A 19,974-nucleotide genomic window follows, 5' to 3' on the forward strand; every position below is an offset into this window, starting at 1 on the left:
TCAGTCATCCTTGTCTGGAGGCATGGCGCCGGGGAAGGCCGGCATCAGCACACGGAAAATGGTCCGGCTCTGCTGCGATTCGCATTCGATCACGCCGCCATGGTCGCCGATGATCTTGGCAACGAGCGCAAGGCCAAGCCCCGTACCATTGGTCTTGGTGGTCACGAACGGATCGAACAGATGCGGCAGGATCTCGGCCGGCACGCCGCCGCCATTGTCGCGGACGGCGAATTCGAGCGGCAACGTGACACGGTTGGCGGAACCGGGAACGGAAAGGCGGATGCCCGGCCGGAAAGCGGTCGTCAGCATGATCTCCCCGTCGGCATCGTCGCCGATCGCCTCCGCGGCGTTCTTGACGAGGTTCAGGAAAACCTGGATGAGCTGGTCGCGATTGGCATAGACGGGCGGAAGCGACGGATCATATTCCTCGACGATGCGGATGTGGCGCGCAAAGCCCGACTGCGCCAGCCGCTTCACATGTTCGAGCACGACGTGAATGTTGACCGGATCACGCTCGATCGGCCGCTCGTCGGAGAACACCTCCATCCGGTCGACCAGCTTGACGATGCGGTCGGCCTCATCGGTGATGAGCCGCGTCAGCGCCCGGTCATTATCGTCGACGGACGATTCGAGCAGCTGTGCCGCGCCGCGAATGCCCGAAAGCGGGTTCTTGATCTCATGCGCCAGCATGGCGGCAAGCCCGGTCACCGAGCGCGCTGCGCCGCGATGCGTCAGCTGGCGGTCGATCTTCTCCGCCATGGTTCGCTCCTGCAGCATCACCACGACATGCTGCGGCTGCTCGAAGATCGGCGAGGCATAGATGTCGACGATGCGCTCGCTGCCATTTCGCGGCGTGCCGACATCGACGCGATATTCGTTCACCGCGGCCCCGCGCATGCGCACCTGATCGATGAGGGCCAGCAGCGGACTGCCGAAGGGCACGAAATTGGCCATCGGCTGGCGTCGCAGCATCGCGACGGACACCTGGAAGAAGTCCTGCGCGGCGCCATTGGCTTCGGTGACATGGCCTTCCGGGTCGATCAGCAAGACAGGATGCGGCAGTGCGTCGAGCAGCAGCGCGGCGGCATTGTCCACCTGCTTGCGGAGGCGTGTCTCTGGGGGCGGGGTCATGCGGCTCTCCGCGCGGGAGCGCCCGAAAGATGCGAGCGGATGAGCGCGACGACATGCGCGGGATGGTTTTCCGTCATGATGGCTTGGCGGATCGCCGGATCGACCGCGTTGGCGCCCAGCGCCTCGATGGTCCAGCCAAGATGCTTGCGCGCGTTACGGACACCCATGATCGGGCCGTAGACCATCAGCATTTCCTCATATTGCGCCACCAGGAGATCGACCAGGGCGTCGCCCGCAGGCGCAGCCGGCATCACGCCATCGCGGCAATAGGCGGCAATCGCGCCGGGCAGCCACGGCTGGCCATAAGCGCCGCGGCCGATCATGATGCCATCGGCGCCAGAAAGCCGAAGCGCCGTCTCGGCTTCGGCGATGGTGCGGATGTCGCCATTAGCGATGAGCGGGATCGACACCGCTTGCTTGACCGCGGCAATGGCCGCCCAGTCCGCCGCCCCCTTGTAGAACTGGCAGCGCGTACGACCGTGGACGGTCACCATGGCGATGCCGGCCGCCTCGGCGCGACGGGCGAGCTCCGGCGCGTTGATCGTCCGCTCATCCCAGCCGAGCCGCATCTTCAGCGTCACAGGGACCTGGCTCGCCGCAACGGTCGCCTCAATCAGCGTCAGCGCGTGATCGAGATCGCGCATCAGCGCCGAGCCGGAATAGCCCGTGGTTACGCGCTTCGCCGGGCAACCCATATTGATGTCGATGATATCGGCGCCGGCATCGGCGGCCGCCCGAGCGCCCTCCGCCATCCAGTGTGGCTCGCGGCCGGCAAGCTGGACGACATGCAAGGCATTGCCAGTCGCTTCAGCGCGCAGCACCGATTCGGGGTTGCCGCCGGCAAGCTCCTCGCTGGCCACCATTTCCGATACGACGAGACCGGCGCCATGCGCCGCAACGACGCGCCGGAACGGCCGATCTGATACGCCCGACATCGGCGCGAGCAGCACGCGATTGGCGATTTGGACGCCGCCAATCGCCATCGGATCGGCCAGCCGCCGCAAACAGGTTGAGATATCAATCAATTGACTACCGAATAGGCACCACGCCCGTTGCCCACATATTAGTCAGGGATTGAGCCGCGGCAAGAGACTTGTTGCGTGGCACGAGGAAATCTCCGATCCATGCCGCAAAGCCCCCAAAAAGAGCCGGCGGAAAACCGTTCCATCGGCTCGCTGTGTCCGGACTATGTGCCATGCCGCCTGCCCCCAACCAACCGCAGATCGTCGCGCTGATCGTCGCGGCCGGGCGCGGTGTTCGCGCTGGCGGCGGTCTGCCGAAGCAATACCGGTCAATCGGCGGCAAGGCGATCCTCGCGCGCACAGCCCGCCTGTTTCTCGATCATCCCCGCGTCAGCGCCGTCGCTGTAGTCATCCATCCTGATGATGCGTCTTTGTATGAACAGGCCATGCAGACCGAAGCCGGGCTGCTTTCGCCGGTCATGGGGGGCATAACGCGACAGGCTTCCGTGCTGAACGGCCTCGCGGCGCTGGCGAAGCTCGAGCCCGAAGCCATTCTCATCCACGACGCGGTCCGGCCCTTTGCCTCGTCCGCCCTCATCGCTCGCGTGATCGATGCACTCGAAACCCATGACGCGGTGCTGGCTGCCTCGCCAGTCACCGATACGCTGAAACGGGCTGATGCCGAGGGATTCGTTGGCGACACCGTGCGGCGCGACGGCCTCTTCGCAGCCGAAACGCCGCAAGGCTTCCGCTTCGCGTCAATTCTGGACGCCCACCGCCGGGCCGCCGCAGCAGGCGTCGAGGCGACCGACGATGCGGCCCTGGCGGAATGGGCGGACATCCCGGTGAAGCTCGTGACGGGCGCACGCACCAACATCAAGCTGACCAGCCCGGAGGATATCGAGATGGCCGATGCGCGGCTGACGGCCGAGGCGTTGTTGCTGCATGGCGAAACCCGGGTCGGCACCGGCTATGACGTGCACCCGTTCACGGACGGCGATGGTGTCTGGCTCGGCGGCATCAAGATCCCGTATCATCAGACCCTTGCCGGTCATTCCGATGCCGATGTCGCGTTGCATGCACTGACCGACGCTCTGCTTGGCGCCCTCGCCGATGGCGATATCGGCTCGCATTTTCCGCCCTCCGATCCGCAATGGCGTGGCGCCTCCTCTGATCGTTTCCTGGCCCATGCCGTCGAGCGCGTCCGCCAGCGTGGCGGCACCGTCGTGCATCTCGATCTCGCCATCGTCGCCGAGGCTCCGAAGATCGGCCCGCACCGCGACGCCATGCGCGCCCGCATCGCCGAAATTGCCGTCGTCTCGATCGACCGCGTCGGAGTCAAGGCAACGACCAACGAGAAGCTCGGCTTTGTCGGCCGCGGCGAGGGTATCGCTGCGATCGCCACCGCCACGATCCGCCTGCCCTTCGAGGCCCCGCGATGACCGATCTCATCCCGCTCCTGCCCGCCGCAAGCGAGTTGATCCGTCTCTGCACGGAAAAAGGCCTCAAGATCGCCACCGCAGAATCCTGTACCGGCGGACTGATCGCTGGCACGCTCACCGAGATAGCCGGCTCATCCGCCGTCGTCGATCGAGGCTTCGTCACCTATTCGAATGCCGCCAAGTCCGCGATGATCGGTGTTCCCTCGGCCCTGATCGAGCGCGTCGGCGCAGTCAGCCGCGAAGTGGCGCTGGCTATGGTTGTCGGCGCTTTGGCGAAATCCGACGCTGACCTGGCCGTCGCGGTCACCGGCATCGCCGGTCCCGGCGGCGGCTCGGCGGAAAAGCCAGTCGGCCTCGTTCATTTCGCTGCCATGCGCCGCGGCGGCCAGGCCGTCCATGAGGCGCATGTCTTCGAAGGCCGCGACCGCTCCGGCGTTCGCCTCGATACCGTCGCCAAGGCGCTGACCATGCTGCGGGAATTGGCCGAGGGCTGACCGCCCATCAGGCTCCCGCCTTGCCATAGACGGCGTCGGCGCGCTTCTCGAACGCGTCGGCGAATTTGCGGAAGGCCTTGTCAAACACCGTTCCCATCAGCATCGACAGCGTCCGCGAGCGGAATTCGTAATCGATCGAGAAGCGGATCTTGCAATGCCCGTCATCGATCGGCGTGAAGGTCCAGATATTTTCCAGATGCTTGAACGGGCCATCAAGATAATCGGCCCGGATCGTCTGGGCTGCCTCGTCGAGCACGACCTTGGTGGTGAAGGTCTCACGGACGATCTTGTAGGCGACCGTCATGTCGGCGATCAGCACGTCGCGCGTCCCGGAGGATTGCCGCCCGCGCACGGTCAGCTTTTCGCATAGCGGGACGAACTCGGGATATTTGTCGACATCGGAGACGAGCGCAAACATCGCCTCGGCTGAATGGGCGACGGTCCGCTCGGTGTCGAAATGGGGCATCCTCGTCTCAGCCGCCCGGCAGGGCCTGCCGCGCCGCGCGGAGGCGAGCGAAATCCTCGCCGGCATGATGCGACGAGCGGGTCAGCGGGCTCGACGAGACCATCAGGAAGCCCTTGGCATAGCCGATCGTCTCGAACGACTTGAACTCGTCCGGCGTCACGAAGCGGATCACCGGATGGTGCTTGCGGCTCGGCTGCAGATATTGCCCGACGGTGAGAAAATCCACATCGGCGACGCGAAGATCGTCCATCAACTGCAGGATTTCGTTCCGCTCCTCGCCGAGCCCGACCATGATGCCGGACTTCGTGAACATGCCTGGATCAAGCTCCTTCACGCGCTGCAGCAGACGCAGCGAATGGAAATAGCGGGCGCCGGGACGGACCTTCAGATATTTCGACGGCACGGTTTCGAGATTGTGGTTGAAGACGTCGGGCTTCGCCGCGACCACCACTTCGAGCGCACCGGGCTTGCGGAGGAAATCGGGCGTCAGGATTTCGATCGTCGTGCCGGGTGCCGCCGCGCGGATGGCGAGGATGACCTCGGCGAAATGTTGCGCGCCGCCATCGTCGAGGTCGTCGCGATCAACCGAGGTGATCACCACATGCTCGAGACCGAGCTTCGCGACCGCCTCGGCGACCTTCTGCGGTTCGGCGCGATCGAGCGCCTCCGGCATGCCGGTGCGCACGTTGCAGAAGGCGCAGGCCCGCGTGCAGGTATCGCCCATGATCATGAAGGTGGCGTGCTTCTTCGACCAGCACTCGCCAATATTGGGGCAGCCGGCCTCCTCGCACACCGTGACGAGGCCGTTCTTCTTCACGATATCCTGCGTCTCGCGATAAACCGGCGAGCCCGGCGCCTTGACGCGGATCCAGTCCGGCTTGCGCAGCAGCGGCGTCTCCGGCCGGTTCACCTTTTCGGGGTGACGCGGGCGGCGGTCCTTGGCCTCGGGGAGCCGGGTATTGACCGTATCGAGAACGACGACCATGAGGTCTCCGGAATTCAGCGGCCGCGGAAGAGGCCGAGCAGGAAGAGAAGCACGATCGCGCCGACCGTCGAGACAACAAGGCTCGAAATGAAGCCCGGCTGCGGATCGAGATTGAAGGTCGTTACCAGGATCGCGCCGATCCACGAGCCTATGAGGCCGACGATCAGGTTGATGATCAAGCCGTGACTGCGGCCAAGCGTGCGCGAGGCGATCCAGCCGGCGAGGATGCCGATGATGATCGTCGCGAAGATGCCAACACCCGTCATATCCGACCTCTCTCCTCCCGTTGCGCCCCCAATATGGAGGCTTTGCACGGCCCGCGCCAGATCACCGCGCGCATGGCGATCATGCACGCATCGCGGCGATGAACCGCCCCAGTCTAGATATGGATCGCTCGCCCATAAGCGCCCATGACGCTCTCATGCATCGTTTCGGAGAGTGTCGGATGCGGGAAGACAGAGTTGATCAGGTCCTCTTCCGTCGTCTCGAGATTCATGGCGATGACGAAGCCCTGGATCAGCTCGGTCACCTCCGCGCCAACCATATGGGCACCGAGCAGTTGGCCGGTCTTCTTGTCGAAGATCGTCTTGACGAGGCCCTCGGGCTCGCCGAGCGCGATCGCTTTGCCATTGCCGATGAATGGGAACTTTCCGACGCGGATATCGTAGCCCGCCTCCCGCGCCTTCTTCTCGGTGAGGCCCACGGACGCGATCTGCGGGTTGCAGTAGGTGCAGCCCGGGATCTTGGCCTTGTCCATCGCATGCGGATGCTGGCCGGCGATGCCCTCGACGCAGATCACGCCCTCATGCTCGGCCTTGTGCGCCAGCATCGGCGGCCCGGCAACATCACCGATCGCGTAGATGCCGGGAACATTGGTCCGGCCAAGCCCATCCGTGACGACGCAGCCGCGATCCGTCTTCACGCCAAGCTTCTCGAGGCCGAGGCCCTCGATATTGCCGACGACGCCAACCGCCGAGATCATCTTGTCGGCGGTGATCTCCTCGGTCTTGCCATCGGCGGTCTCGACCGTCGCGGTAACCGAGGCAGCGCCCTTGACGACCTTTGTCACCTTGGCACTGGTCAGGATACGGAAACCCTGCTTTTCCAGACGCTTGCGGGCATGAGCTGCGATTTCCTCGTCCTCGACGGGGAGGATCTGCGGCAACACCTCGACGACCGTGACTTCGGAGCCGAGCGTCCGGTAGAACGACGCGAACTCGATGCCGATCGCGCCCGAGCCCATGACGAGCAGCTTTTTCGGCAGCGTCTCCGGCACCATCGCCTCGAAATAGGTCAGGATCAGCTTGCCGTCCGGCTCGATGCCGGGCAGAGCGCGCGGCCTTGCGCCGGTCGCGACAATGATCGACTTCGCCTCATAATCGCCGGCGCCGAGCGCACCCTTCGGCGGCGTGTTGGGCTTGCCATAGGCCTCAGCCGGCGCCGGCTTGACCGTCACCTTGCCGGGCGTCGCGATCTCGGCAACGCCCCAGATGACGTCGACCTTGTTCTTCTTCAAAAGCCCGGTGACGCCCTGATTCAACTGGCTGGCGACGCCGCGCGAGCGCTTGGTGATCGCGCCGACATCGGCAGCGACCTTGTCGGCGGAAAGGCCGTAATCGCCGGCATGCTCCATGTAGTGGAAGACCTCGGCCGAACGCAGCAGCGCCTTGGTCGGGATGCAGCCCCAGTTGAGGCAGATGCCGCCGAGATGCTTCGCCTCGACCACGGCGGTCTTCAGCCCGAGCTGCGCCGCCCGGATCGCGGCGACATAGCCGCCGGGACCCGAGCCGATGATGATCACGTCGTAGCTGTTGGCCATCGGCCCATCCCCTTCGCCGCTTCCACCGGACCGTCTTGCGAGGCCGGCGTCATGGTTGTGGTCCGGACCGTTCCGGGCACATGGCCGGCGGGCATTCCCCGCCGTCGCCGCCTATGCCCTGAGCCGTCCGGCAATTTCGTCTTTTAACTGCATCCGCTGCTTGCGCAGCGCGGTCATGTGAGCGTCGTCGGTCGGCTCCACATCGGTCTCGGCCCGATGCACGGCGCGATTGACCTCGTGATAGGCCTCGACGAGCTTCGCAAAATGCGCGTCCTCGGCCTTGAGCCGGGCAATCTTGTCCTGATCGTCAGGAAAATCCTCGGCAAGCTCGTGCGGTGTATGGGCCATGGCGTCTCTCCTTGGGTGTCACTACCTTGGGTGATCAGACGCGCTCTCACTTGCTGATCGGGCGGCCGGCGTCCTTGATCGGGATCAAGGCAGCCGGCCGATCCGGTCAGACCAGCATCCCCATCGGCTTCTCGATATAGCCGCGGAAGGCTTGCATCAGCTCGGCGCCGAGCGCGCCGTCGACCACGCGGTGATCGGTCGAGAGCGTCACCGACATCACGGTCGCGATCTTGATCTCGCCATTCTTGACCACCGGCTTCTGGATGCCGGCGCCGACGGCGAGGATCGTCGCATGCGGCGGGCTGATGATGGCGGCGAAGTCCTTGACGCCGAACATGCCGAGATTGGAAACGGCCGTCGTGCCGCCCTGATATTCCTCGGGCTTCAGCTTGCGCTCGCGCGCCCGCTTGGCGAGGTCCTTCATCTCGCCGGAGATGGCCGACAGCGTCTTCTGGTCAGCGTTGCGAACAATCGGCGTGATCAACCCGCCGGGGATCGAAACGGCGACGCCGACATCGACCACTTTGTGCAGGATCATGTTGTCGCCCGTCCACGAGGCGTTCGCCGCCGGCACCTTCTTCAGCGACAGCGCCATCGCCTTGATGATCATGTCGTTGACGGAGATCTTGTAGGCCGGGTTGCCATCCTTGTCCTTTGGCGCGGCGCCGTTGATCTGCTCGCGCAGTGCCAGCAGCGCGTCGAGATCCGTGTCGATCGTCAGGTAGAAATGCGGGACGGTCTGCTTCGATTCCGAGAGGCGCCGCGCGATCGTCTTGCGCATGTTGTCATGCGGCACGAGCTCGTACGACCCTTCCGGGAACAGCTTCAGCACCTGAGCATCGGAAGCACCGGCCGGAGTCGCCGCAGAGGCAGGTGCAGCAGCCGCCGGGGCAGCCTGCGCAGCAGCGGGAGCCGCCTTGGCCGGCGCACCGGACTTGGCAGCCTCGACGTCCGCCTGGATGACGCGGCCATGCGGGCCGGTTCCAGCGATCTTGCCGATATCGAGCCCGGCTTCCTTGGCGATGCGGCGGGCAAGCGGCGAGGCAAAGACGCGCTCGCCTGAAGCGGCCGGTGCCGGCGCGGCAGCGGGAGCGGCAGCCGGTGCTGCCGTAGCCGGGGCGGCCGCCGGAGCAGCAGGCGCTGGCTCAGCAGCCGGCTGGGGCGCAGCGGCCGACTTGGCCTCAGCCTTTTCCTCAGGCGCCGGAGCGCTTCCAATCGCCGAAGCGTCTTCGCCATCAGCGAGCAGCACGGCAATCAGCGCATTGACCTTCACGCCTTGCGCGCCTTCCGGTACCACGATCTTGCCGACCGTGCCCTCATCGATGGATTCGACTTCCATCGTCGCCTTGTCGGTCTCGATCTCGGCGATCACGTCACCGGACTTGACCTTGTCGCCCTCCTTCACGTTCCACTTCGAGAGGTTGCCCTCCTCCATGGTCGGCGAAAGGGCGGGCATCAGGATATTGATCGGCATGGCCGCTTCCCCCTAGCGATACGTGACGGCTTTGACCGCCGCGATCACTTCCCCGACAGTCGGCAGCGCGAGCTTCTCGAGATTGGCGGCGTAGGGCATCGGGACGTCCTTGCCCGTTACCTTGAGCACCGGCGCGTCGAGATAATCGAACGCCTTCTCCATCAGCTGCGAGGCGATCTCGGAGCCAACGGAGTTCTGCGGCCAACCTTCCTCGACCGTGACGCAGCGGCCGGTCTTCTTGACCGAGGCGATCACCGTGTCGATGTCCATCGGACGCAGCGTGCGCAGGTCGATGAGTTCGGCGTCGATGCCCTCGGCCGCGAGTTGCTCGGCCGCCTTGATGGCATAGCTCATGCCGATGCCGAACGAGACGATGGTGACGTCCTTGCCGGCCTTGTGAATGCGTGCCTTGCCGATCGGCAGCACGAAATCATCGAGCTTCGGCACTTCGAAGGAGTGGCCGTAAATGATCTCGTTTTCGAGGAAGACGACCGGGTTGGGATCGCGAATCGCCGCCTTGAGCAGGCCCTTCGCATCGGCCGCCGTATAGGGCACGACAACCTTGAGGCCTGGGATCTGGCTGTACCAGGCCGAATAGTCCTGGCTGTGCTGCGCGCCGACCCGCGAGGCCGCGCCATTCGGACCGCGGAACACGATCGAGGCACCGAGCTGGCCGCCCGACATATAAAGCGTCTTGGCGGCCGAATTGATGATCTGGTCCATCGCCTGCATGGCGAAGTTGAACGTCATGAACTCGACGATCGGCTTCAGTCCGGCAAGCGCGGCACCCGTGGCGAGACCGGCAAAGCCATGCTCGGTGATCGGCGTATCGATCACGCGATCGGCGCCGAACTCCTGCAGCAAGCCCTGCGTGATCTTGTAGGCACCCTGATATTCGGCGACTTCCTCGCCGATGACGAACACGTCCGCATCGCGGCGCATTTCCTCGGCCATCGCGTCGCGGAGCGCCTCGCGCACCGTCATCGTGACGAATTCGGTGCCGGCTGGAATGTCCGGATCGCTGGCGATCTCGGCCTTGATCGCCGCCGGAGCAGCAGGCACGGCCGCGCCGTTCATGGCCGGAGCAGAGCCCGATTCGCCGCTGCCGTTCTTCGCCGCCTCAAGCACGCTGTGCTCGTCCTTGGCCGGAGGCGCGGAAGCGGCGGAAGCGTCTTCACCATCGGCGAGCAGCACCGCGATCGGCGTGTTCACCTTGATGTTTTCCGAGCCCTCGGGGATCAGCAACTTGCCGATCGTCCCCTCGTCGACGGCCTCGACTTCCATCGTGGCCTTGTCGGTCTCGATCTCGGCGATGACATCGCCGGACTTGACGCTGTCACCTTCCTTCTTGAGCCATTTGGAGAGCGTGCCCTCCTCCATGGTCGGCGACAGCGCCGGCATCAGAATCTCGATCGGCATAACTGTCCCTCGCCCTACTTGAGAATGTCCGTCCAAAGCTCGGACGCATCCGGCTCGGGACTGTTCTGGGCGAAATCCGCCGCTTCATTGACGATATCGCGCACCTCGGCATCGACCTTCTTCAGGTCGTCCTCGCTCGCCCAACCCTTGTCGATCAGACGCAGGCGCACCTGCTCGATCGGGTCATGCTCGGTGCGCATCTTCTGCACTTCGTCCTTCGACCGGTACTTGGCCGGATCGGACATCGAGTGGCCGCGATAGCGATAGGTCTGCATCTCCAGGATATACGGACCCTTGCCCGTGCGGCACCATTCGACCGCCCGCTCGCCGGCGGCGCGCACCGCGCGCACATCCATGCCGTCGACCTGCTCGCCGGGAATGTTGAAGGAAAGGCCGCGCTTCGAGAAATCGGTCTGGGCCGAGGATCGGCTCACAGAGGTGCCCATCGCATAGCGATTGTTCTCGATGATATAGATGACCGGCAGCTTCCACAGCTCGGCCATATTGAAGCTCTCGTAGACCTGACCCTGGTTGGCGGCGCCGTCACCGAAATAGGTCAGCGTCACCCGGTCATTCTTGCGATAGCGGTTGGCGAAGGCGAGGCCTGTGCCGAGCGAGACCTGCGCGCCGACGATGCCATGACCGCCGAAGAACTGCTTCTCGATCGAGAACATGTGCATCGAGCCGCCCTTGCCGCGCGAATAGCCGTCGCGCCGCCCGGTCAGCTCCGCCATCACTCCCTTCGGGTCCATGCCGGTCGCCAGCATATGACCGTGATCACGATAGCCGGTGATCACCTGGTCCTCGCCGTTGCGGATCGCCAGCTGCATGCCGACAACGACCGCTTCCTGGCCGATATAAAGATGACAGAAGCCGTGGATCAGGCCCATGCCATACATCTGGCCGGCCTTTTCCTCGAACCTGCGGATCAACAGCATCTCGCGATAGGCAGCGAACTCCTCGTCACGCGAGAACTCGGCGATCGACGACTTGGCGCCTGCCGTGCGCGCGCTGGAGGCTTTTGCCGCCCTCGCCGCTGGCTTGCGTCCGTCGGTCGACGCGGCTTTGCTGCCGACCTGCGATTTGGCTACGGCCATACCTTACGTCTCCGGAGCGTTTCCCAAACTTATAGGCCAGACGTTATCCGAAGGGCGAACGCAATCCAAGATGCATGGCGAGCATCGGAGCCATGCGTCAACTACATGACTTCGTTGCGCAATTCTCGTATGAACTGGATTTCAGTTAATTGTCTCGCAATGCGGCATTCACTGCGGCCTGGCCTGTCGCGCCGCAGCAAGATCGATCACGAGTTCATCCGATTTGAGCACGTTGAGATTGCGTCGAGCGCGCTCGTCGATCATGTCGGGATCGAGGCTTTCCGGGCGAAGGAGCTTGGCGCGCTCCAGCAAGGCGAGCCGCTCGGCCTTGAGGCTCGCGAGTTCCGCTTCCAGCCCGATCGCTTCCCGGCGCATGCGATCGCGGGACCAGATTCCATAGTCGCCATTGAAGGAATGATAGCCGAAATAGGCCATCACCGCGATCGCACCGAGCGGCAGCAGCACTTTGCTATAGTGGGAATTACGGCGTTGGCGCGTGGTCATCATGGGGTGCCGATGCGATGCAACATGGTAAGCGGAGCATGGACGAAGACGATTAACGCGGCGTTTCCGAACCGTGGCAACGTTCACGGCGATGGACTGCGCTGCCGCATCGCACTATGACGGACCCACCGGACGTCGTCCGGGCGCGGGCGCAGGGGCGTCCGGCACCGGTTGCTCGATCCGAAAGCCTGAATATCCGCCATGACTTCTGAAGCCGCATCTGCCGCCACCGCTCCGATCATCCGCCATCCCGCGCTCGCCGCGGCGCTTGCCGAGCGCGGCTATACGAGCCTGACCGCCGTCCAGTCGGCGGTGGTCGGTGCGGAAGTCGGCGAGAGCGACCTGCTCGTCTCGGCACAGACCGGTTCGGGCAAGACGGTTGCCTACGGCCTGACGATGGCAACCACGATTCTCGGCGAGGCGACCCGCTTCGATAGGGCGGAACTGCCGCTCGCCCTCATCATCGCGCCGACCCGTGAACTCGCCCAGCAGGTTCAGGCCGAACTCGCCTGGCTTTATGCCGCGACCGGCGCGCGCATCGCGACCTGCGTCGGCGGCATGGATATCCGCCGCGAGCAGCGGGCCCTGGCGGATGGCGCCCATATCGTCGTCGGCACGCCGGGCCGCCTTCGCGACCATCTCGAGCGCGGCCGCCTCGATATATCCGCGCTCAAGGTCGTCGTTCTGGATGAAGCCGATGAGATGCTCGATCTCGGCTTCCGCGAGGATCTCGAACTGATCCTCGACGCCGCCCCCAAGGAGCGCCGCACGCTGCTGTTCTCGGCGACGCTGCCGCGCGAGATCGTTCGCCTCGCCAAGCAGTACCAGCGCGACGCGCTGCGCATCGACACGATCGTTCAGAACCAGCCGCATGGCGATATCGAATATCGCGCCCTACGCGTGGCGCCGAACGAGATCGAAATGGCCGTGGTCAACACGCTTCGCTATTTCGACGTCGGCGCAACCCTCGTCTTCTGCGCAACGCGCGAGGCCGTCCGCCATCTCCATGCAGCGCTCGTCGAGCGCGGCTTTGCCGCCGTGGCGCTTTCGGGCGAACTCAGCCAGGGCGAACGCATGCAGGCGCTTCAGGCGCTGCGCGACGGGCGCGCCCGCGTCTGCGTCGCCACCGACGTCGCTGCGCGCGGCCTCGACTTGCCGGATCTCGGCCTTGTCGTCCATGCCGACCTGCCGACCGGCCCCGCCGTCATGCTGCATCGCAGTGGCCGTACGGGTCGCGCGGGCCGCAAGGGCATCAGCGCCCTGCTGGTTCCCTACACCGCCCGCAGCAAGGCGATCCGCCTGATCAAGGGCGCTGGCGTCGATGCCTATTGGACGTCCGCGCCTTCGGCCGATGAAATCCGCGCCAAGGATCGCGAGCGGCTGATCGAGAGCTTCGTTTCGACGGAAGCGCCGACGGCCGACGAATTGCCGCTGGTCCAGACCCTCATTGAGCGCATTGGTGCCGAAGCTGTTGGCGCAGCGCTGATCCGCCTGCATCGCACTCGCCTGCCAGAACCCGAGGAACTGTTCGATCCCGGCCCGTCGTCGGAGGAGCGTCAGGCCCGGCCTGGCCGCGGCGATAGAGGCGAGCGGCCAGATCGGCGCCAGCGCGACGACGGCAACATGCCCGATCGTGCGCCGCGCGGCGCCCCGCGCGAAGACCGCCCCGGCAACAGCGACAAGCCGATGGTGTGGTTCCGTCTCTCGGTCGGCAAGACGAAGAATGCCGACCCGAAATGGCTGCTGCCGCTCATTTGCCGGCGCGGCCACGTCACCAAGAACGAAATCGGCGCCATCAAGATCTTCGAACGCGACAGTCGCTTCGAGATCCTCGCCGAGGCCGCCGAGCGCTTTGCCGCCGCCGTTCGCCGAGGCGGCGACGAGGAAATTCGCATCGAACCATCCGAACCAGACGTCGGAGCCCCGAGCCGCTCCAATCGCCCGGGTGGCGGGAAGCCGTTTGTCCGCAAGCCGCGCCGCGTGGGCGAAAAACGGAAATAAGTCGTCAAAATCGTCCTTGCTCGGCATCCTGACCGGCAATTCGTCTCGCCGCGTTGTGAGGCCGAAGCACGCCAAACAGGACCGGGAGTCTGCCGCTGCCGCGCTGCAAAACAGCTCGCTTCGCGGGCGATTGACAGCCACTGAAGTCACCGCTAGCGGTTGGTTGCTGCCCATGTTGCGCCGCACCAGACCCATGGACGTGAGGACGAAAAGTGCCGAATGCAATGCCATCGAGCGAGACGAGGCGACAGAGGCGCTGCCTGATTACCGGCACTGCGGGGTTCATCGGGTTTCATGTCGCGCGTCGCCTCTTGGCCAACGGTCACCTGATCGATGGCATCGACGGCATGACGCCTTATTACGACGTGAAGCTGAAGCATCAACGGCACGCGATCCTCGCTCGGTCCAACGCCTTTCGCGCCCATGAAGTCATGCTGGAGGATAGCGAGGCGATCGATCGGATTGCGGGCGAGGCCAAGCCCGACGTGATCATCCATCTCGCCGCTCAAGCCGGCGTCCGCTACAGCCTCGAGCAGCCGCGCGCCTATGTCGATGCCAATCTGGTTGGCACCTTCAACGTCATGGAGATTGCCAGGCGCTATGCGCCTGACCATTTCCTGCTGGCCTCGACGAGTTCGGTCTATGGAGCCAACACATCGATGCCGTTCCGCGAGATCGATCGCACGGACCATCCGATCACGCTCTACGCCGCCACCAAGAAGGCGACGGAAGACATGGCGCATTCCTATGCCCATCTCTGGCAAATTCCGACGACGGCGTTCCGCTTCTTCACTGTCTATGGTCCCTGGGGTCGACCGGACATGGCGCTGTTCAAATTCGTCAAGGCAGGCCTCGCAGGGGAACCGCTCGACGTCTATGGCCATGGCGAAATGCGGCGCGACTTCACCTATATCGATGATCTCGTCGAAGCGATCGTCCGCCTCATCGACTGCGCGCCCGTCGCAGGACAGCCGATCGCCGAGTTCGACTCGCTTTCGCCGGCCGCGCCCTATCGCGTCGTCAACATTGCCGGCGGCCAGCCGGTCGGGCTGATGCCCTTCATCGACGCCATCGAGGCCTCTCTTGATCGCCCGCTTTTGCGCAACATGCTGCCGATGCAGAAGGGGGATGTGCAGGCCACGTTCGCGGCCCCCGATCTCCTGGAGCGGCTCACGGGCTATCTGCCAGCGACGCCGGTGGCAACCGGCATCGAACGGTTCGTCGAATGGTATCTGGCCACATATGCGAAATGATCGGCGTTGCCCGAGTCGCTACGCGTGCTCCGGGCCCGGCCCGGCACCACTAGCAGGCCCGCTGTCCTGAGATCAGACCGAGCTGCTCGCCGACATACCGCAATGCAGTTGTCATATTGCGTTGCGGTATGGGCTGTTATAGCGTCAACCGATAGAGAACCATTGCCATAAATGGAGTCGGCTGGGCATGGCTAACCTGAGGCAATGGCTCGTCCCCGATAAGTTGCACCACCGCTGCTGCGATGGGGCACGGGTCGCTTTTCTTTATGTCGGGCAAGTCCCATGATCCTCGGTCACTACCGTTCGTGACCCTGATCGGCCCGCTCCGCTGCTCATCGTATCCGCGCCTGGCGCGCCCTACAGGAATACTGTGATGTCGACATTGAAGGTTTCCCGCTCTGTTCTTGAGGGCAAGGTCAGCATCTCCGGCGCCAAAAACAGCGCGCTTCGTCTGCTTGCAGCGACGCTGTTGACCAAGGACCCGGTCACTTTGACCAACTATCCTTCGGCGCTGCTCGACGCCCAGATCCATGTCGGCATGCTCGAGGCGCTCGGCAAGAAATGCACCTTGCTTGATGCAGAGACGATCCTCATCGAAGAAGTAGCCCCGATCAAATCGCACCTGATCTGGCACGACCGCTCGATCCGCAACACCCTGCTGATTCTCGGCGCGCTGACCGCTCGGACCGGTTCCGGGCGGGTCCCGCTTCCTGGCGGCTGCAAGCTCGGCGATCGCTCTTATGACATCCACGAATTCCTGCTTGGCGAACTCGGCGCGGAAGTTGGCGGTGAAGGCACCGAACTCTTCGCGAGCGTCGATGGCGGTCGCCTCAAGGGGACGGACATCAAGCTTCGCATCCGCTCGACCGGCGCGACCGAAAATGCGATCCTTTCCGCCACACTCGCAAAGGGCGTGACGCGGATCTGGAATCCCCATATCCGCCCGGAGATCCTTGATCTTATTGCGCTGCTCCGAAAAATGGGTGCGGTGATCACGGTCTATGGCCAGGAGCATATCGAGGTCATTGGCAGCGATGCCCTCGGCGGGGCCACCCATGCCGTGATGCCCGACAACATGGAGGCCATCACCTGGCTGATCGCCTCGGTCGTCACCGGTGGCGACATCGAGATCTTCAATTTCCCGATGCGCGACCTCGAGGTCGCCATGATCCACCTGAGGGAGAGCGGTGCGCGCTTCTTCGTCGGCGAGGATAGTCTCATCGTGCGGGGCGGCCGCTGCTATCCGATCGAAATCAGCACCGGTCCCCACCCCGGCATCAATTCTGACGTGCAGCCTGTGATGGCAGCCTATGCCGCTTGCGCACGCGGCGAGTCGGTCATCGTCGATCTCCGTTTCCCCGGCCGCTATGCCTACGCCGAAGAGATGGCCAAGATGGGCGTCAGCTTCGCCGTCGAAGGCAACCTGCTCAAGATATTCGGGGCCGACCGCAAGCTGGTGGGCGCCGAGGTGCGGGCGCTCGACCTCCGGGCTGGCGCGGCCTTGACGTTGTGCGGCCTGGTTGCCGATGGCGAGACGACCATCACCGAGGCCTGGCAGATCGAGCGGGGCTACAACAACTTCGTCGAGAAGCTCAATGCGCTCGGCGGCAATGCGACTATCGAACGCGAACGCAAGAACGCACCCGCCGCTCTGGTCGGCGCTTGACACTCGAGGACTATGGGCCGGACGCCGGAGCGCCCCTATGAGCCTCATCGCCTCGCTGCGCCGCCCGGCAACGAGCACCTCGGAACGCATGTTCCGGGGCATGATGATGCTTGCCTTCGGTGGCATCCTGGCGCGGGCGATCGGCGTCATCACGGTCCCGATCCTCGCCCGGATCTATACGCCCGCCGACTACGGCATGCTCTCGGTCTACACGTCGATCGTGCAGATGATCCTTCCGGTGCTGACGCTCCGCTATGTCGTCGCCATTCCCCTGCCCCGGCGCGATGCGATGGCGTTCAATGTGTTCGTGCTGTCAACACTGCTGATGCTCGGCTTTTCGATCGTCGTCGGTATCGGCTTGGCCCTGTTCGGTCCCGACCTGCTGCGCCTCGCTTCCGCCGAGAAACTGGCGTCCTGGTGGTGGCTGATTCTCGTCGGTGTGCTGACGGCGGGTTTTGCCGAGATCATCGGCAGCTGGGCGACCCGTCACCGTGAATACAAGCTGATGGCGCGCAACAGCGTCACAGTGACCGTGCTGGGGGAGAGCATCAAGATCATCTTCGGCCTGCTCGGCTGGCGCCCTTTCGGCCTTCTGGTCGGCCAGATGGCGGTGCAAAGTGGCGGCGCGATGAGCTTCACGCGCCATTTCTGGCCGCAGTTCAAGGCCAATTTCCGCAAGGTTTCGCGCAAGCGCCTGGCCTTTGTCGCCCGCTATTATTCGTCCTATCCGCTGTTCCGCCTGCCCTCGCAGTTCCTGCTGGTCTATTCGATGCAGGCCCCGCTGCTGTTCACAGCAGGGCTCTATGGCGTGGACATTTCGGGACAGCTCGGCCTCGCATTGATGACGCTGGCCCTGCCGATCAATCTGATCGGACAGGCGATGGGCAAGGCCTACTACGCAGAAGTCGCCAAGATTGGCCGCAAGAACCCGGCCGAGATCATGCGCCTCACCAAGCACAGTCAGCTGCGGCTGTTGCTGGGCGGCCTCGTTCCGACGCTGGTGCTGATGTTCCTCGGTCCACAACTCTTCGCCTTTGCGTTTGGCGAAAAATGGCGCGTGGCGGGAGAATTCGCAGCGACGCTCTCAAGCTATACGCTGCTGCAGTTCACGTCAGCGCCGCTGATCCAATTGCTCAATATCTTCAATCGCCAGTCCGTATTCCTGATCCTCAACATCATCCGAACGATCGCGGTTTCACTGCTCTTCCATTTCTGCGTCTCGCTGAAGTTGACCGCGCCGGAATATGTATTCGCCTATAGCATGATCATGACCGTCTTCTATGTCGGCGTGACCGGCTACATCTTCTGGCTGACAATCAATGCAAGCCGCACGCCCGTTGCCACGAGGTCTCCGTGAACCCGCTCCGAATGATCGGGAAGCTTCTCCTCGCCGATAACACGACGCGGCTGCGCTGGTATATTCGGCTGATGCTCAAGCTCCGTGGGTCGGGCCATCCTCAATTGGCGAGGGTCGTGGCCTTCCGCATCCAGAATCGTTTCGGCGTCTACATCTCTCCAATGGCCGTGATTGCGCCCTCTGTCAGCTTTCCTCATCCGACGGGTATCGTCATCGGCGATGGCGTTATCATCGGCGAGCGGGCGAAGATCTATCAAAATGTGACGCTCGGCGGAGCGAGGGTTGGCGATCAGAAGGCCAACAATTACCCGACCATCGGACAAGACACCGTCCTGTTTGCCGGCGTCGTCGTGGTCGGCAAGGTCACTGTCGGCGCCAACTGCATCGTTGGCGCCAACGCCGTCGTTCTCTCGGATGTCCCCGATGGCGCCGTAGCGGTGGGGTCGCCCGCCCGCATCGTGCGCCGCCGCGAAATCGAAACCGTTGCGCAGGCGAGCAGTGCGCTGTGAGCCCGATGACAGCAACCCCTCAAGTTCCTGCGGCGATGATCGGGAGAGTGCCACGGCCGTGACTCTGACGAAGGACAAAACGGTCAATTGGATCGACGCGCTGGAAGAGACCTTCCCCGGCGTGATTTCGCGCGACGTTTCGCTCGCCACGATCAGCCGTTGGCGTATCGGCGGGAACGCCGATGCGGTCGCGCGTCCACACGATCTCGATGAACTCGCGCGCATGCGGCGGTATCTCCATGAGAACGGCGTTCCGCATGTCGTGATCGGGGCGACCACCAATCTCCTCTTCGCCGATGAGGGACTTCGTGTCCTGGCCTTGCAGATCGGCAGGGAATTCGCCCGTATCGACCTGCGGGACAATGAAATGGTGTGCGGAGCAGGCGCCTGGGTGCCCGGGGTGGCTCGCCAGGCCATGCTCGCGGGCCTGACGGGCATAGAGCACACCTGCGGCATTCCCGGCACGGTCGGCGGGCTCGTCTGCATGAATGGCGGCAGCCAACGGCGCGGGATTGGCGAGGCCATCGTCGAGGTCGTCTCGGTCGACGAGCGGGGCCGCCTGATCCGCCGCAGCCGGGAGGAATGCGGCTTCGCCTATCGTCGGTCTATCTTCCAGACCAATGGCGAGATCGTAGCTGAAACGACGTTGACGCTCGATCGATCCCGCCCAAAGGGCGACATCCGGCGCGCGATGATCGGGATCCTGTCGGACCGACGCCGCAAGTTTCCTCAGAAACTCCCAAACTGTGGGTCGGTATTTGTGAGCAACCCGGCAATGTACGCCGAGGTCGGCCCGCCTGGCGCGGTCATCGAACGCCTCGGCTTCAAGGGCCGGAAAATCGGCGGCGCCCAGGTATCACCGCAGCACGCGAACTTCATCGTCAACAACGGTTCGGCCAGGGCGCAGGACGTCCAGACGCTGATCGGCGAGATCAAGGCCGCCGTGTTGGCGGCAACGGGCTATGACATGGAGGTCGAGGCCAGGTTTGTCCGTCCGGACGGGATCTTGTTGCCAGCCGACCGTATACAGTGATGATCGAGAAAGTC

At 64.0% G+C, this 19,974-nt stretch carries 19 protein-coding genes; 8 read left to right on the forward strand and 11 right to left on the reverse strand.

Annotated features, from left to right (window positions below; translation table 11 throughout):
- Together LB518_RS16285 and dusB are read right to left on the reverse strand one after the other, a co-directional pair.
- Nucleotides 1–1,131, reverse strand: a complete 1,131-nt coding sequence (locus tag LB518_RS16285) for a two-component system sensor histidine kinase NtrB (protein WP_224578577.1) — start codon at nucleotides 1,129–1,131, stop codon at nucleotides 1–3.
- Nucleotides 1,128–2,114, reverse strand: a complete 987-nt coding sequence (gene dusB, locus LB518_RS16290) for a tRNA dihydrouridine synthase DusB (protein ID WP_224578671.1) — start codon at nucleotides 2,112–2,114, stop codon at nucleotides 1,128–1,130. Before dusB ends, LB518_RS16285 begins: the two co-directional genes overlap by 4 nt.
- A 212-nt stretch (nucleotides 2,115–2,326) precedes the next feature.
- Between dusB and LB518_RS16295 the strand changes: the two genes are divergently transcribed.
- Nucleotides 2,327–3,535, forward strand: a complete 1,209-nt coding sequence (locus tag LB518_RS16295) for a bifunctional 2-C-methyl-D-erythritol 4-phosphate cytidylyltransferase/2-C-methyl-D-erythritol 2,4-cyclodiphosphate synthase (RefSeq protein WP_224578578.1) — start codon at nucleotides 2,327–2,329, stop codon at nucleotides 3,533–3,535.
- A complete protein-coding gene (locus tag LB518_RS16300; protein ID WP_224578579.1) occupies nucleotides 3,532–4,029 on the forward strand; it encodes a CinA family protein in 498 nt (165 codons plus the stop codon). Before LB518_RS16295 ends, LB518_RS16300 begins: the two co-directional genes overlap by 4 nt.
- Nucleotides 4,030–4,036: 7 nt before the next feature.
- Here the strand turns inward: LB518_RS16300 and LB518_RS16305 are convergent, their stop codons facing one another.
- The 9 genes from LB518_RS16305 to LB518_RS16345 all read right to left on the reverse strand — a co-directional run bounded on the left by LB518_RS16305 (nucleotide 4,037) and on the right by LB518_RS16345 (nucleotide 12,141).
- A complete protein-coding gene (locus tag LB518_RS16305) occupies nucleotides 4,037–4,495 on the reverse strand; it encodes a type II toxin-antitoxin system RatA family toxin (protein ID WP_224578580.1) in 459 nt (152 codons plus the stop codon).
- A gap of 7 nt (nucleotides 4,496–4,502) precedes the next feature.
- Nucleotides 4,503–5,480: a lipoyl synthase gene (gene lipA, locus LB518_RS16310; protein ID WP_224578581.1), complete on the reverse strand. Its 978-nt coding sequence runs from the start codon at nucleotides 5,478–5,480 to the stop codon at nucleotides 4,503–4,505.
- 14 nt (nucleotides 5,481–5,494) lie between these two features.
- Nucleotides 5,495–5,746 (reverse strand): GlsB/YeaQ/YmgE family stress response membrane protein, encoded by a 252-nt coding sequence (locus tag LB518_RS16315; protein ID WP_224578582.1) that lies wholly within the window; start codon nucleotides 5,744–5,746, stop codon nucleotides 5,495–5,497.
- A 113-nt stretch (nucleotides 5,747–5,859) separates the two neighbouring features.
- Nucleotides 5,860–7,299 carry a dihydrolipoyl dehydrogenase gene (gene lpdA / locus LB518_RS16320; RefSeq protein WP_224578583.1) on the reverse strand — a complete coding sequence of 480 codons (1,440 nt, stop codon included), beginning with the start codon at nucleotides 7,297–7,299 and terminating at the stop codon, nucleotides 5,860–5,862.
- 111 nt (nucleotides 7,300–7,410) lie between these two features.
- Nucleotides 7,411–7,647, reverse strand: coding sequence for an HP1242/YdcH family protein (locus LB518_RS16325; RefSeq protein WP_224578584.1), 237 nt, complete (start codon nucleotides 7,645–7,647; stop codon nucleotides 7,411–7,413).
- Between the two features lie 106 nt (nucleotides 7,648–7,753).
- The gene (locus tag LB518_RS16330; protein ID WP_224578585.1) at nucleotides 7,754–9,121 is read right to left on the reverse strand and encodes a pyruvate dehydrogenase complex dihydrolipoamide acetyltransferase; all 1,368 of its coding nucleotides are present in this window, start codon (nucleotides 9,119–9,121) and stop codon (nucleotides 7,754–7,756) included.
- 12 nt (nucleotides 9,122–9,133) lie between these two features.
- Nucleotides 9,134–10,540 carry a pyruvate dehydrogenase complex E1 component subunit beta gene (locus tag LB518_RS16335; protein WP_224578586.1) on the reverse strand — a complete coding sequence of 469 codons (1,407 nt, stop codon included), beginning with the start codon at nucleotides 10,538–10,540 and terminating at the stop codon, nucleotides 9,134–9,136.
- A 14-nt stretch (nucleotides 10,541–10,554) separates the two neighbouring features.
- Complete coding sequence (gene pdhA, locus LB518_RS16340) at nucleotides 10,555–11,637, reverse strand: pyruvate dehydrogenase (acetyl-transferring) E1 component subunit alpha (protein ID WP_224578587.1); 1,083 nt, start codon at nucleotides 11,635–11,637, stop codon at nucleotides 10,555–10,557.
- A gap of 168 nt (nucleotides 11,638–11,805) precedes the next feature.
- A complete protein-coding gene (locus tag LB518_RS16345; protein ID WP_224578588.1) occupies nucleotides 11,806–12,141 on the reverse strand; it encodes an FtsB family cell division protein in 336 nt (111 codons plus the stop codon).
- A gap of 201 nt (nucleotides 12,142–12,342) precedes the next feature.
- On the opposite strand from LB518_RS16345, the gene LB518_RS16350 reads away from it, so the two are divergent.
- The 6 genes from LB518_RS16350 to murB all read left to right on the forward strand — a co-directional run bounded on the left by LB518_RS16350 (nucleotide 12,343) and on the right by murB (nucleotide 19,960).
- Nucleotides 12,343–14,142 (forward strand): DEAD/DEAH box helicase, encoded by a 1,800-nt coding sequence (locus LB518_RS16350; protein WP_224578589.1) that lies wholly within the window; start codon nucleotides 12,343–12,345, stop codon nucleotides 14,140–14,142.
- A gap of 224 nt (nucleotides 14,143–14,366) precedes the next feature.
- Complete coding sequence (locus LB518_RS16355) at nucleotides 14,367–15,395, forward strand: NAD-dependent epimerase/dehydratase family protein (RefSeq protein ID WP_224578672.1); 1,029 nt, start codon at nucleotides 14,367–14,369, stop codon at nucleotides 15,393–15,395.
- A gap of 373 nt (nucleotides 15,396–15,768) precedes the next feature.
- Nucleotides 15,769–17,061: a UDP-N-acetylglucosamine 1-carboxyvinyltransferase gene (locus LB518_RS16360; protein WP_224578590.1), complete on the forward strand. Its 1,293-nt coding sequence runs from the start codon at nucleotides 15,769–15,771 to the stop codon at nucleotides 17,059–17,061.
- A gap of 37 nt (nucleotides 17,062–17,098) precedes the next feature.
- The gene (locus LB518_RS16365) at nucleotides 17,099–18,418 is read left to right on the forward strand and encodes a lipopolysaccharide biosynthesis protein (RefSeq protein WP_224578591.1); all 1,320 of its coding nucleotides are present in this window, start codon (nucleotides 17,099–17,101) and stop codon (nucleotides 18,416–18,418) included.
- Entirely contained in the window at nucleotides 18,415–18,927 is a 513-nt protein-coding gene (locus tag LB518_RS16370; RefSeq protein WP_224578592.1) for a serine O-acetyltransferase, read from the forward strand. The genes LB518_RS16365 and LB518_RS16370 overlap by 4 nt, the downstream gene beginning before the upstream one ends.
- Nucleotides 18,928–18,985: 58 nt before the next feature.
- On the forward strand, nucleotides 18,986–19,960 hold the full coding sequence (gene murB / locus LB518_RS16375) for a UDP-N-acetylmuramate dehydrogenase (RefSeq protein WP_224578593.1): 975 nt from the start codon (nucleotides 18,986–18,988) through the stop codon (nucleotides 19,958–19,960).
- Nucleotides 19,961–19,974: the final 14 nt, after the last annotated feature.

The sequence above is a fragment of the Mesorhizobium sp. BR1-1-16 genome (genome assembly GCF_020165495.1).
Lineage (GTDB): Bacteria > Pseudomonadota > Alphaproteobacteria > Rhizobiales > Kaistiaceae > Kaistia.